The following is a 13439-nucleotide window of genomic DNA, read 5'->3' as shown; positions in this document are numbered from 1 at the left end:
TTATGAAAAAACATCTTTTTACAATAAGACAGCTGCTCGTTGTTGGTACAATGACGTTATGCTTTGCTTGTCAGAAGGGGGAAATCAACAGCTTGAACACCCCTACTACTGGTGATATCACCAGGAACCCGAGTAAGAGTGACCTGAACAACCTGGTATCAGGTGCTGAATCAGGGATGCGACAAAACATAGCTTTTTATATGGATGATATTGGAATTATTGGCAGAGAGATCTACCATTTTTCCAGTTCAGAGCCTCGTTACACCACAGATATGTTAGGCGGTGGTACCAAGCTCCTGGACAATAACGGCTTTTACCTGACCAATCCATGGGCAGCGCGTTACCAGGTAATACGGCAGGCATACCTCATATTACAAGGTGCTAAAAACAGCACCAGTATCAGTGATGTAGAACGCAAAGGCTATACGGGTTTTGCCAAAACATTGATAGGTTACCAGTTATTACTGAACCTGACCCTGACCGATGCCAATGGTATCCGTATCCCTTCTGCAGATCCAAGTGCTATCGGGCCAGTGATCACCAGTGTACCGGCGGCGCAGGACTCTATCCTGAAATACTTACAGGACGGGGCTACAGACCTCACCGGTTCATCAGTTGTCTTTTCTTTGTCACGAGGTTTCAGTGGCTTTGCAGATGCAGCAGGATTACTGAAATTTAATAGAGCAATAGCCTCGAGAGTAGACGCTTACCGACAGAATTGGGCAGCAGTATTAACAGACCTGAACGGCTCCTTCTTAGACCTGAATGGATCTTTTACAACCGGCGTTTTCCATACCTTTTCGACCAATGGAGGCGACCAAACGAATCCCTTGTTCTTACCGCTCAACAATAACGGTGAAATCAGGGCCGCCCATCCTTCCTTCGCTACAGATATAATTACCGGCGACGATAGGATTAATAAAACGTCTGTAAGAAATGTAATCGCCAGTCAGGCAGGCTTAAGTAGCACCAGGGACGTGAATCTTTGGGCTTCGCTAAGTTCTCCGGTAACAATTATTCGTAATGAAGAATTGATATTACTGTATGCAGAGGCCAAGATTCAATTAGCACAATTTCCGGACGCTATTGTAGCATTGAACAGGATCAGATCAGGGCATAACCTACCGCCTTATGCAGGAGCGGTGACTAGTGCTGCACTGATTACAGAATTGCTGTATGAGCGTAGATATTCATTGTTTATGGAAGGACATCGCTGGATAGATTTAAGAAGATATAATCTGCTGAACACCATCCCGATAGACAGACCAGATGATGATGTATGGAGTAAGTTCCCGCTTCCACAGAGTGAAGTGAATATATAAAAAAGCCCCCGTTTTTACTTGCCATAAAAAAGGCCGTCTCTACCTGGTAGAGACGGCCTTATCATTTTCTGTATTTACAAATTAGATTCCGCGTCTTTTCATTTCCTTACGGATAAGTCCTAACTCACGACCCATTTGCCCAGCGATGGAAGTATTTTCCTGTGCGCGGCGGATCAGGTAAGGCATTACGTCTTTTACCGGGCCGTAAGGCAGGTATTTAGAAACATTATAACCAGCATGTGCGAGGTTGAAGGTGATATTATCACTCATGCCCAGCAGCTGTGAGAAGCTCACTCTTTCGGTATTATGAGGTACTTCTTTTTGGTGGAGCACTTTAGCAGCTTGCATGCAGCTGTTTTCGTTGTGCGTACCAACAAAAAGTCCGAGTTTATCAAGGTTGTTGAGGCAGAAAGCAACACCGGCATCATAATCCCTGTCTGTTGCCTCTTTACTAGGCTGTATAGGTGATGGGTAGTTGTTTTCGGCGGCACGTTTGTTTTCTTTTTCCATGTAGGCACCACGAACCAGTTTGGCGCCGAGCAGGTAATTACTTTTTACAGCGGTGTCCAGTGATTGTTTCAGGAATTCCAGTCTGTCGTGACGATACATCTGGAAGGTATTGAAGATGATAACTTTTTTCTTGTTGAAGAGCGACATCATTTCGTCGGTGAGGTCATCTACTGGCTGTTGTATCCAGGATTCTTCCGCGTCAACGAGGATGCCTACGTTATGGAGGGCAGCAGCTTCTGCGATGGTGTGTACACGTTTGCGGACACGTTCAAATTCCTGTTGTTCTTCAGCGGAAAGCGGTGTTTTTGCGTGGATTTTTTCCAGGAGGCTGAAACGGGCGAAGCCGGTGATTTTGATGGCAATGAAAGGAATATCCGGGCGGGAAGCAGCATATTTGATGGCGCGTACAAATTCAGGTACCGCATTATCATAGTTTTCCTCACCTTCCATAGCTTCCACACCATAGTCCAATGCTACGCCAACATGGTAGTTGCCCAGCTGTAATGCAGTGTGAGCAGCTTCTTCCAATGTTTCACCACCACAGAATTGTGAGAAGATGGTATTTTTGATAATTCCTTTGATAGGTAACCGCAGTTTAAATGCGATGGGAGTAAACGTGGCGCCTAATTTAACAAGCCAGGGTTTCCCTATGTTAGAGAAGAGAAAGTTGGCTTTTTTCAGGTCTTTGTCGGTCTTTGCCTCAAATGCAATAGCCGTATTATCGAATGATAAAGATAGCTGCTTTTCCATGGGCCGCAAAGTTAGGGTGGTCCGAGAATTCAAACAAAAAACATTCAACCAGGGAAATAAGTTTTTATCCGCGTATACGGAAATTGTCTATTGCTTCGCAGAAATTGGAAAAGGTGAGCTTCCCATGCTGTTTAAATTTGCGTACTTTTAGGACTTTTCCTTTGCATACAAAAATACTGGTATATGCCATTTAAAATTGATACCTGCTTTTCACGAACTTTTTTCCGAAATACCGGCGTTTTTCTCATTTTAGGCATTGTTGCGTGTAATACGCCTGCCCAAAAGGAAAATAAGTCTGCCGCCATCCGTGAATTTGAGGAGCCAGGAAGCAAGTATCAGACCTATTCTGGAGAAACCGGCACCAGGAAATATATCACCCTGCCAGATAGCTCCACTGTTATTCTCAACTCCGCCTCTACCCTGCTGGTACCAGAAAACTATCTGCAAGGCCATCGCCGGTTGTTACTGGATGGAGATGCCTGCTTTGCGGTGAAGCCCGATACATCAGCGTTTACAGTGGTTACAGACAAACTGACCACCCAGGTATTAGGCACGAGTTTCAGAGTACGTAGCTTTACCAGCCAGCAGGGCGCAACAGTTCATCTCTATACAGGAAAAATTAAGGTGAGTAAATCTTATCATTCCTCTACCGATAATCAACCAGAAATACTGGAATATGGGCAGATGATTCTCGCGAACAAGGAAATAGATTTGATGGAGAAAGAAACCTACAAACCTGAGGAAGCCAGATTATGGCTGGCGGATTCCCTTCAGGTCAACGGGCCGGCTAACATGATGTTTTGGCGCAACCTGGAAGACTGGTATGGCGTAGATATCAACATCACCGGCAATAATGCCAGCAACAGCGAGGTCCATGAACTCTTTGTAAAAGCCTCTTTGCAACAGGTACTGGATAAATTAAGTAAACAGCTACAATTCAAATACACCATTGCTGAAAATAAAGTGACGATCAAATATTGATCGTCACTAGCCTTTCTATGATGGATTGAGATATCGTTATTCGCTTCTCAAACTCTTGATAGGATTCATCATGGCGGCTTTCGCACTTTGCAGGGATACCGTCACGGCGGCAATGAACAATGTCAGTAGTATGGCCGCTGCAAATGTTCCGGCAGATAGCTCCGTATGAAAACGGAAGTCTTTCAGCCAGTTGCTCATTAGCCACCAACCTAGTGGCGCTGCAAAAGCAAATGCCAGTAAAATTAACTTCCCAAATTCTTTCCCGAACAGCCATAATATTCCAGATACATTACTTCCTAATACTTTCCTGATACCTATTTCTTTGCGTTTCTGTGCAACCATAAAGGTTACAAGGCCGTATAACCCAAGACAGGCAATGAATATAGCGATGAAGGAGAATATGCGTATGATCTGCAGCATATCAGTTTCTGTCTGGTAGAAATAACGGATGTATTGGTCCAGGAACTGATAGGAATAAACTTTGTCCGGATACATGGCTGTCCATGTTTTTTCGATCGAGGGCATGATGGCAGAGAGCTGATTGGCATTCAGTTTTACGGCATAGGCCTGATACATGCCTGGCATGGTGGTAAATGCTATTGCACCAATATCCTCATGTAAGGATCTATCATGAAAGTCCGCCACCACGCCTACTATAGGAGCGCTTATCGATTCGCCGGCAAATGCCATCGGCTTACCAATAGCTTGTTCTGGAGAGGTTAGCCCCAGCTTATGCAGCATGGTTTCGTTGATGATCATCTCCTTGCTGGAATCACTTCTAAAGAGATTTTTGCCTGCTAACAATTTAAGACCGAAAGTAGAAAGATAATGTTCATCAATACTTTTAATACTCACCCTGAAATCTTCGTCATCATCGCGGTTGTCGAAGCGTATGCTGTTGTTCCAGGCTGTCACCGAAGAAGGCGCCGCATAGCAAAGCGAAACCTGCTGTACACCTGGAATAGCGGCTAATTGATCACGAAGGGAAAACATGCTAAGGTCAGGATTTTCAGACGCTCTTGGTACCATGACGATAGCATCCTTATCGAAACCGAGATCAAATTGACGGGTATATTGCATCTGACGGGAAATGACCAGCATAGCGATGATCAGCACTAGCGATATAGAGAATTGCAGTACGATCAAGCTTCTGCGGGTATTAAAACCGCCTATTTGCTGCATGTATAGTTTTCCTTTCAAAGCAGCTACTGGCTTAAATCCAGAAAGGATAAGTCCTGGGTAGGCGCCCGCCATAAAGGTTACCACTGCTATCAGCAGCAGTAAAAATGCCGGTAATACCGGATCATGGAGTAAGTTGAGCTGAATCTGTGCATGGAATAATTCATTCACGGAAGGCATGACCAAAATGGCAATGCATATGGCAGTCAGTGTAGCCGCTACCGTTATTAAGGCGGTTTCAGCGATAAATTGCCAGAACAACTGGAATCGCTGGCTGCCTAAGGCTTTGCGGATACCTACTTCCCTTGATCTGTTGAGTGCCTGGGCGGTGGCGAGGTTGATAAAATTAATGCAGGCAGCCATCAGCAGGAATATACCAATCAGCGATAATATCCAGAGGTTCCTCTTCTCCATCACGCCACCATAGCGACTATCAAAGTGCATTTCTGCCAGCGGCTGTAATTTATAGTGATGAACGTTTTTATTGCCTGCCCTGAATTTAGGCACATAACTATCCATGTTTTTTTCTACCTCGGAAATATTTACACCTGACCGAAGGAGTGCATAACATTGAAGATCTGAGGAGATGCCGCCCCAGGCGTCGTTATGGAGGTACCATTCGTTATAAGCCTTAACGGTTGGCCAGGATACTACTACTTGTGCACGCAGGTCTGTATTGACAGGAAGGTCTTTTAGTACGCCTGTAACCCTGATGGGGAGTGTATTATCCAGGCGGAAGATTTTTCCTACCACATTTGTGGTGCCGAATAGTTTACGTGCAGTCGTTTCCGTTATAACGGCGGTATTAGGTTCCTGAAGCACATCTTTTTTATTGCCGCTAAGCAATGGAAGGTTAAATATCTGGAGGAAAGAGGGCTCTGCAAATATCAGGTCCCTTTCCTTGGATTTGGTGAGCTCCTTGGATGTTTGTACCGTTATTACCATATCCTGTGCAGATACGGTTCTGGCAATAGATTCAGCGTAGCTATAATCATTGCGAAAAGCGAGTCCTAATGCTGGAGGCACGCTGTTGCTGTAATTGATTTTATCGCGGTGTTGTTCTGTTACTATTCTGAATACCCTGTCGGAATTGGAATGGAAGTTATCAAAGCTTAGGTGATATTTCACCATAGCAAATACGATGATGCCACAGGCGATACTAACTGCTAATCCCGCTACATTCAGCATGCCATAAACCTTGTATTTTAGCAGGTTCCGGAATGCGATTTTCAAATAGTTTTTTATCATGACGATCATAGTTTGTTAAAACAGATGATTTGTTCTAACTAAATAAATGCCTGGGTAGGTATCTCACAAAATCAATACACTATAATATATTATAATAAATAATATGTTCGAATTCTGACAGCAGGTGTTCATTTCAGGACAAGATAAAAATAAGGAAGGTGTTGCTATAGTCATCAATAACAACACCTTCCTTTCAGGAGTATATGTAATATAGATTTAGCTGAGGGTTGCGCCCACACGCAGGAGCAACTCTTTTGTTTTACGAACACCATCTTCTTCAGAGAGGCGTTCGCCTTCATATTCGATACCGATATGACCGGCGTAACCGGCAGCCTTCACGATCTTCAGCATATGCGTATAATCTATGGTGGTTTCTTCGCCCTGCTCGTTGAAATCGTACGTTTTAGCGCTAACACCTTTAGCGAATGGCATCAGTTCAGTAACGCCTTCGTAGCGGTCGTATTCTTCGAGGCATTTGGTTTTGGCCCAGCCTTCAGGTGTATTACTTTCAGGTTTCGTGCGTTTGATACAGAAATTGCCGAGGTCAGGTAAAGTGCCACAATTGGGCATATTCACTGATTTCATGATGTTGCTTAACCATTTACCGTTGGAGGAATTACCGCCATGGTTTTCTACGATTACGTTGATACCATGATCTTTTCCGAAGGAGGACAATTTGGTGAGTGACTCGATCACGGCTTTAGCCACATCGTCTGCATTGCCTTCTCCTGCTGCATTTACACGGATGGCATGACAACCGAGGAATTGTGCGGCTTCTACCCATTTATAATGATTTTCTACTGCCTGTAATCTTTTCTTTGGATCGAGATCCCCCATTTCACCTTCGCCATCACACATGATCAGTACGCTTTTCACGCCATTATCATCGCAGCGTTGCTTCATCTGAGTCAGGTAGTCTTTGTCTTTTGCTTTGTCTTTAAAAAATTGGTTTACGTACTCTATTGCATGAATGTCAAATTCTTTTTTTGCACGTACAGGAAAATCCAGGTGATTCATTTTACCAGCAAACAATGCTTTGTGAAAGGACCATTCTGCCAGAGATATTTTAAAGAAGAGGTCTTTGTGTAGATCTTCATTGGCTTTTGTGCTGTCTTTCTTTTCTCCGGAATCGGTAGGGTTCCCATTGTTACAAGCGGCTAACAGTGACGGGAATATGCCCAGCCCCATGGTTGCGAGTCCCATCTGACGCAGGAAATCGCGGCGGTTGTTGGAATTACTCATATAACGTGGTTTTTCTTAAATATAATAAAATAAATGAGGTTTTTCCATTCAGTTGTATGAGTGAATATACCGCAGTTGTTCTTGCTGTTTTTCTATTTTCCACAGACAAAAAAAACGGGATACCAGGGCCTGATGGCCGCCGGTATCCCGTTTTTTTAATTATAATTAAATCCTATCGCTGAGCTGATAATCTATGGAAATAAATATATGAGACGGTGAGTATCACCATACCCGCCAGTGGTGCGAGCGCATGAACCGGATCTATAACAATGAAGTTGCCGATAAATGCAGAGATCAATGATATGCCAAATCCTACATAAGCCCATTCTTTGAAGCGTGCAGGTACCATTGGCAAGATCAGTAACAATCCACCGATAAGTTTACCGATGCCCAGTTCCACACCGAACCACTCAGGAAATCCCATGCTTTTGATTCCGTCTTTTGCCAGTTGGCTATTGAACCAAATTGCAGGTACAGAATCGAGCAATACAAACAGGGAGGTAAAAACCCAATAAAAAATTTTGTCTTTTTTTACAGTCTTGGAAGTGTTCACTAAGGTTGTCATAACTAATAGAATTAACAGTGATTAATTTCAGTTGCTGACACAAAAATAATCACTGTTAACAACATCCTCGGGTATGTATTAAGACAATAATCGGGTGAATTGCGACATCATCTTCGTAGCAATAATTCTTCTACTGCTTCTGCATAGGCGGCACCAATTGGAATAGGCATTTCTGTTATATACAGGGCATTTCTGTCGGCACGTTCTATCTTATTATTAGATACGATAAAGGAGCGATGCACACGTGTAAACAGACCACCAGGTAATGCGTCCATCGCTTCCTGCATAGAAAGTCTGGAGAGCAGTTTACGATCTTTCAGTACAAAGTTGACGTAGTTGCCGGCACTTTCGAGGTAGAGTATCTCATCCAGGATCACCTTAAATTGTTCGTAACCGCTCTTAACAAAGATATAGTCAGGTACATCCTTTGCTGGCACCGGTTTCTGCTTTAATAACCAAAGGTTATGGACTTTATTACATGCTTTGATAAACCGGATTAAAGAGAATGGCTTCAGGAGATAATCGATGGCGTCTAGTTCAAAGCTTTTAACGGCATGTTCGGAATACGCGGTGGTAAACACTACCATGGGCGGTTCCGGCATACTGCTAATAAAGTCCAGGCCGGAGATATCCGGCATTTTAATATCCAGGAAGATGAGGTCCACTTTTTCTTTACTAAGGAAATCCATTGCTTCGAAGGCGTTGGTAAAATATCCTTTCACTTCCAGGTAGGGCACCATGGCAGCATGATTTTTTATCACGGCCAGGGCTACTGGTTCATCATCTATTGCGATAGCGGTAAGTTTCATATACACATCGTTTACCTGTCTACAAGTTAGGCTATTAACGGATTTTGCCTAAGAATAATTTGCTGGCTTGTTGCCAGAATTGTTTATAGGGCTTGTTATCGCGCTGTTTCCATTCGCGCACCATTTCATCTGCCTGTTGTTTGCGGAGATGAGCGGTTTCTTCAAAAAGATAATCCAGCACTTCTTTATCTGCGGCGGTAGCTGCTTCCTGGTAATGTTCCAGTAGTTCTTTACTTTTTTCTTTTTCCAGCTGTGCGGCCATTATGCCTTGTGAAGTAGCGGCAGCCAGCTTTTCATCATACTCACCTCTGGGCATCAGCAGTTTGCTGAGCATGGGCATAATTTCTATGAGTGTGATAATGAAAACGATCAGTCGGTATCGTTGTTGCAATGGTGGATGCGCGGCTGTAAGGTCGTGCAGGGCCTCTGTTTGCGCCAGGAAACCATCGGTAAGCGTGGTGGTATAGGCGACTACTTTCAGGCTGTCGCTTGTTTTCATTTCTGACAGTTGCTTTTGCAAGATAGCCTGTTGAGGCGCCAGCTGCTTACGAAGCGCTGTCAATTCATCTTCAGCGCCCAGCCAGGCCGTTTTCTTTACGCGGGCTACTGCCTGTTCACCAATACGACCAGAGCCGCCCGTGCCATCGGTTTCTTTGATGAAGGCATCTTTGTAGCCTTTGGTATCTTCTTCTTTTTGCTTCAGCTGTTGATCGAGTCTGTCCACTTGCTGTTGCAATCCATCATGTTGTACAGCATTCTGTTTTACGAGCTGCGCTTTGAAATCGTCCAGCTTTGTTTGTTTGTTAATTTCCAATTGAGCTTTGATATCCTTGTTGAATAACATCAGCACAACTGGCTGGGAGATAAACAATCCAATGGTGATGGCCAGCACGAGGCGAAATATGACCGGCAACCATTTGTTGTTGCCATTACTGCGTGTCATGGCGGCGATCAGCGTCCGGTCTATGCTCAGTATCGCGAAGCCAAAGAACAGGGCCAATGCCAGTACGATCATATCATCGTTCACAATGGTGGAGAAAAAGTATCCCCATGCAATCGTGGCAAACATCCAGGTGACGAATACCGCAATGCCAATAATTCTGTAACGTTCCTTTTCAGTTTTACATTCCTTCAGTATCTCTCCGTCGGCTGCAGCCAGCCACCAGAGGAACCGCGTGAGGGTATCAGGTTCAGTTTCTACCTGCTGATTTTTCTCAGTATTGTTCATATATATTAATTGACTACAATTGTCAGGTGTACGAAGAAGCCAGTAGATGTTTGCCTGATACTCAGGTCATGTTTACCAGGATAAAGTAAGGCCAGTCTTTCACGTACATTAGTCAAACCTATGCCCATGCTATCTCTTTCAGGATCGTTTTCAGGGCGGGCATGCACGGTATTGTATACATCAAAGAAAACTTCTGCTTCTGTACAGCTCAATGAGATGACGATGCTGGAGCGGTTACGCAGGCTGATACCGTGTTTGAATGCATTTTCAACAAAAGGAATTAGTAACATGGGTGCGATCTCGTGACTACAATTTGTTTCGTTGATGTTCACTTCAATTTTGATATCCGGAGATTCCATTACGCGGAGGCGCTGCAGATCAATATAATTTTGAAGATAGGCGACTTCTTTTTCCAGTGATATTTTTTCGAGATGATTATCATGGAGCATGAATCTCATCATATCACCGAGCTTCTGAATACCTTCACTGGTACGAGGCGCATCTTCCTGTAAGGCGGTGCCATAAAGGGTATTCAGCGCATTAAAGAGGAAGTGCGGATTAATTTGGGTACGCAGAAAATCGAGGTTAGCGGACGATTGATTGAGGGCCACTTTCAGGCCAGTTACCTGCTTTTGGTTTAATTGGCTTTTGAAGAATAACCAACTGAGAGGCAGACCTACGATAGTACATAAAAATACACCAAGCAATGCATATGGCACAAGTGGTTCCAGGCCAAAGCTATTGCCAAATAACAGCAGTACGCCTACCATTACCACGAAGTTAATCAGCAAAATGTACAGTACCAGGTCCTGTGCGAGTTTTCTTTTGTTTTGATGACGTTCGAATTCAGGAAAAATCTTGTATTGTGTAAAGAAGAAAAGAGCGGCAGCAACCGGATAAAAGAACATGATAATACTTGCCAATCTCCAGTCACTGACATTGAGCAGTAGAATCACCCAGACGCCAAAAGCGATCAGTATTTCTCTTGCAATCTTATTAGGGAATATTTTATTGACCGCATAACTATGGACGTAATTAATATAAAGTTGTTTCAGCGCATAATAGACAGTATAGAACACTGTATAGGCGATAGTTATACGAAAGGCCATTTTGGCAAACTGTACATGTGCGCCGTGCCGTGTTTTATATTGCCCGAGCATATATCCATACCGGTAGGAATGACTTACCATGAGTAGGAAGAACATAGTGGTAGAGATAACTATGACCAGCAATCCGCCCAGCACCCATTTATTTCTTTCGAGGAATTTAGGTACTACTACAAAATTGACCAGCAAAAAGCTGAAGTATACTACCAAAATTTTGGTTAACACTGGTAAGAAGTAATGTAGGTAATAATCGTAAATCTGATGGTATCTGGCAAATTTGGCAGGGATGCCGTTATCATAGTATCTGTCGTAGTGAATTTCGCCATTCATCAGGGAGGGACCAATCAGGCTGAAGAGAGCCAACAGGAAAATGGCGGTAGCTACGCCGAATTCAATTTTTCGTATTTTTTGCTGATCCATAGTAGGTATGTGCTATTTGACAGCAATATTAAGTATTACCTGGGGGCGTAAAAGAAAAAAGGGATGAAATCTGGGATATTTGGTATGAATATCCGGAAACGGGGACTTGCTTTGATTTCTGGGTCGGGATGTGTAATTTAAAGGCCTTAACCACGTTTTACAATGGCCCACTCAAATCGTAGAAAATTTTTAGGTACAGCTGCAGCTTTATGCGCCGGGGCAGCTACCGCTTCAGCCTCGTCTATGGCTGTTTCAGATAACAAGCAACCTTTAGTACATCATGTTTTTTTCTGGTTGAAGAACCCAACATCCAGGGCTGACAGGGATAAATTAGTGGAAGGCGTTAAAAGCCTGAAAGGCATAGAGACGGTGCAAAGCATCCATGTTGGTGTGGTAGCGGAAACAGAAAAACGGGATGTGGTTGATGCGAGCTGGCAGGTATCAGAGCTTATATTCTTTAAAGATCTGAATGGCCAGGCAACCTATCAAACACACCCCATTCATCTGGCATTTGTCAAAAACTATGGCCATTTATGGGAAAAGGTAATAGTTTATGACGCAATGACGGTATAGGGATTCGAATGGCGGCATAGGTACTACTCTAATTGGCGGCTAATTCATTGACCAGCCTTCCTTAGGGTTTCCGGAGGCAATATCGTTTTCATCGCGGCTGAATTCATGGCCAAAATTTTCACTGTAGGCGGCATAGCCAATGAAGCTGATTTCTTCGGCTTCGGCATCACAGGTAGCTTTAGATGGATTAGTGTCGACCATGTTGAAGTATTCTTCTCCCATTCCGACAATAAATCCACGACAATAAAGGAATCCATCATCAGAACCATCTGTATAAAAATGAATTTCCTCTCTATCTATCTGATGCAGCTTTGCTTCCATAATACGAATAAACTGCACCAGTGCTGGTTTTTCAAGGGCTAACAATCTTTGTTTCAAGCATAAGGCTATATCTGAACAGAGGATTTCGCTCAGTTCAAAAATAAGGTCAGGTTCATTGGTTATCAGGCCCGTTTTGCGTAGAACATCTGCCGGAGGAATATCCTTCCAGGCGGCGTCTATCAAAGACCAGAATTGCTGTTCATTCATATTCATCTGTTGATTACAGGATCAAAATTACTAACGCCTTACGCATTGGAATTGCGTAGTGAAATAAACCTGCTGTGCAAACGAAAAAAAGTTTTCTATATTAGTCGCACGGAAATTCTTAATTCAATTTCATTCCACGCAGTACAGGTTGTATACAGCCTGTCATAAAAATGCACTCAATCTGACATTATGAAAAGAAGTTATCTGCTTTTTGCCCTGCTTTCATGCGGCGTATTTACTGCACAGGCACAGGACAAACCAAAACCGGAAGACACAGAAATATGGGAGCCTGCTCCTAAAGTTGTCACGCCGGGCAAAATCGATTTTCAAAACGCTCCCAGCGATGCCATCGTGCTATTCGACGGTAAAAACCTCAATGAATGGGTATCTGTAAACGACAGGAATAAGCCTGCCGCCTGGACAGTAAAAGATAATATTATCACCGTGAATAAATCGGCAGGTAATATTGAAACGAAAAAATCATTTAACAATTACCAGCTGCATATCGAATGGCGTATCCCTTCCAATATCACTGGTAGCGGCCAGGCCCGCGGCAACAGCGGTCTTTTCCTCGCCTCCATCGGCGATGGCGACGCTGGCTATGAACTCCAGATCCTCGACAGCTATAACAACAAAACATATGTCAACGGTATGGCTGGCAGTATCTACAAACAGTTTATTCCACTGGCTAATCCAGCCCGTAAACCAGGCGAATGGCAAGCCTATGATGTTATCTGGACTGCTCCTCTCTTCAATGAAGATGGCAGCCTGAAATCTCCGGCACGCGTAACTGTTTTCTTCAACGGCGTATTGGTACAGAATAATACTACGCTGCTGGGCCCTACCCAATACATCGGAAAGCCTAGCTATAGCAAGGCTCATGGCGCCTCTCCTATCAAACTGCAAGCCCATGGCGATAAAAGTGAACCTATCAGCTTTCGTAATATCTGGGTAAGAGAATTATAATATCTTATCTAA

Annotated in this window: 12 protein-coding genes; 4 read left to right on the top strand and 8 right to left on the bottom strand. The window is 43.7% G+C overall.

Going from position 1 to position 13439, the window contains the following annotated elements; all coding sequences use genetic code 11:
- Positions 1–2: 2 nt before the first annotated feature.
- Complete coding sequence (locus tag ACE38W_RS04850) at positions 3–1322, top strand: RagB/SusD family nutrient uptake outer membrane protein (RefSeq protein WP_375829144.1); 1320 nt, start codon at positions 3–5, stop codon at positions 1320–1322.
- Between the two features lie 81 nt (positions 1323–1403).
- Here ACE38W_RS04850 and ACE38W_RS04845 read toward each other — a convergent pair whose 3' ends face one another.
- Entirely contained in the window at positions 1404–2582 is a 1179-nt protein-coding gene (locus ACE38W_RS04845; protein WP_375829142.1) for a proline dehydrogenase family protein, read from the bottom strand.
- 183 nt (positions 2583–2765) lie between these two features.
- Between ACE38W_RS04845 and ACE38W_RS04840 the strand changes: the two genes are divergently transcribed.
- Positions 2766–3563, top strand: a complete 798-nt coding sequence (locus ACE38W_RS04840; RefSeq protein ID WP_375829140.1) for a FecR family protein — start codon at positions 2766–2768, stop codon at positions 3561–3563.
- A 36-nt stretch (positions 3564–3599) separates the two neighbouring features.
- Here the strand turns inward: ACE38W_RS04840 and ACE38W_RS04835 are convergent, their stop codons facing one another.
- The 6 genes from ACE38W_RS04835 to ACE38W_RS04810 form a co-directional block, all read right to left on the bottom strand.
- Complete coding sequence (locus ACE38W_RS04835) at positions 3600–5990, bottom strand: ABC transporter permease (protein ID WP_375829138.1); 2391 nt, start codon at positions 5988–5990, stop codon at positions 3600–3602.
- Between the two features lie 216 nt (positions 5991–6206).
- Positions 6207–7232 (bottom strand): sugar phosphate isomerase/epimerase family protein, encoded by a 1026-nt coding sequence (locus ACE38W_RS04830; RefSeq protein WP_375829137.1) that lies wholly within the window; start codon positions 7230–7232, stop codon positions 6207–6209.
- Positions 7233–7404: 172 nt separating this feature from the next.
- The gene (locus tag ACE38W_RS04825) at positions 7405–7797 is read right to left on the bottom strand and encodes a DoxX family protein (protein ID WP_375829135.1); all 393 of its coding nucleotides are present in this window, start codon (positions 7795–7797) and stop codon (positions 7405–7407) included.
- A 107-nt stretch (positions 7798–7904) separates the two neighbouring features.
- Positions 7905–8606 carry a LytR/AlgR family response regulator transcription factor gene (locus ACE38W_RS04820; RefSeq protein WP_375829133.1) on the bottom strand — a complete coding sequence of 234 codons (702 nt, stop codon included), beginning with the start codon at positions 8604–8606 and terminating at the stop codon, positions 7905–7907.
- A gap of 34 nt (positions 8607–8640) precedes the next feature.
- Positions 8641–9834: a DUF4407 domain-containing protein gene (locus ACE38W_RS04815; RefSeq protein WP_375829131.1), complete on the bottom strand. Its 1194-nt coding sequence runs from the start codon at positions 9832–9834 to the stop codon at positions 8641–8643.
- 5 nt (positions 9835–9839) lie between these two features.
- Entirely contained in the window at positions 9840–11360 is a 1521-nt protein-coding gene (locus tag ACE38W_RS04810; RefSeq protein WP_375829130.1) for a sensor histidine kinase, read from the bottom strand.
- Between the two features lie 162 nt (positions 11361–11522).
- Between ACE38W_RS04810 and ACE38W_RS04805 the strand changes: the two genes are divergently transcribed.
- Positions 11523–11933 (top strand): Dabb family protein, encoded by a 411-nt coding sequence (locus tag ACE38W_RS04805; protein ID WP_375829129.1) that lies wholly within the window; start codon positions 11523–11525, stop codon positions 11931–11933.
- A 39-nt stretch (positions 11934–11972) separates the two neighbouring features.
- Here the strand turns inward: ACE38W_RS04805 and ACE38W_RS04800 are convergent, their stop codons facing one another.
- Positions 11973–12461, bottom strand: a complete 489-nt coding sequence (locus ACE38W_RS04800) for a DUF4240 domain-containing protein (RefSeq protein ID WP_375829127.1) — start codon at positions 12459–12461, stop codon at positions 11973–11975.
- A 189-nt stretch (positions 12462–12650) separates the two neighbouring features.
- Here ACE38W_RS04800 and ACE38W_RS04795 point away from each other — a divergent pair, with 189 nt between their 5' ends.
- Positions 12651–13427: a DUF1080 domain-containing protein gene (locus tag ACE38W_RS04795; protein WP_375829125.1), complete on the top strand. Its 777-nt coding sequence runs from the start codon at positions 12651–12653 to the stop codon at positions 13425–13427.
- The last annotated feature ends 12 nt before the right edge of the window (positions 13428–13439 follow it).

Source organism: Chitinophaga sp. Hz27, from assembly GCF_042263525.1.
Lineage (GTDB): Bacteria > Bacteroidota > Bacteroidia > Chitinophagales > Chitinophagaceae > Chitinophaga.
This window is presented reverse-complemented; position numbering and strand designations above follow the sequence as displayed.

Coding starts and splice junctions, on each gene's coding strand:
- ACE38W_RS04850 (WP_375829144.1), top strand. CDS start 3: ATGAAAAAACATCTTTTTACAATAAGACAGCTGCTCGTTGTTGGTACA.
- ACE38W_RS04845 (WP_375829142.1), bottom strand. CDS start 2,582: ATGGAAAAGCAGCTATCTTTATCATTCGATAATACGGCTATTGCATTT.
- ACE38W_RS04840 (WP_375829140.1), top strand. CDS start 2,766: ATGCCATTTAAAATTGATACCTGCTTTTCACGAACTTTTTTCCGAAAT.
- ACE38W_RS04835 (WP_375829138.1), bottom strand. CDS start 5,990: ATGATAAAAAACTATTTGAAAATCGCATTCCGGAACCTGCTAAAATAC.
- ACE38W_RS04830 (WP_375829137.1), bottom strand. CDS start 7,232: ATGAGTAATTCCAACAACCGCCGCGATTTCCTGCGTCAGATGGGACTC.
- ACE38W_RS04825 (WP_375829135.1), bottom strand. CDS start 7,797: ATGACAACCTTAGTGAACACTTCCAAGACTGTAAAAAAAGACAAAATT.
- ACE38W_RS04820 (WP_375829133.1), bottom strand. CDS start 8,606: ATGAAACTTACCGCTATCGCAATAGATGATGAACCAGTAGCCCTGGCC.
- ACE38W_RS04815 (WP_375829131.1), bottom strand. CDS start 9,834: ATGAACAATACTGAGAAAAATCAGCAGGTAGAAACTGAACCTGATACC.
- ACE38W_RS04810 (WP_375829130.1), bottom strand. CDS start 11,360: ATGGATCAGCAAAAAATACGAAAAATTGAATTCGGCGTAGCTACCGCC.
- ACE38W_RS04805 (WP_375829129.1), top strand. CDS start 11,523: ATGGCCCACTCAAATCGTAGAAAATTTTTAGGTACAGCTGCAGCTTTA.
- ACE38W_RS04800 (WP_375829127.1), bottom strand. CDS start 12,461: ATGAATGAACAGCAATTCTGGTCTTTGATAGACGCCGCCTGGAAGGAT.
- ACE38W_RS04795 (WP_375829125.1), top strand. CDS start 12,651: ATGAAAAGAAGTTATCTGCTTTTTGCCCTGCTTTCATGCGGCGTATTT.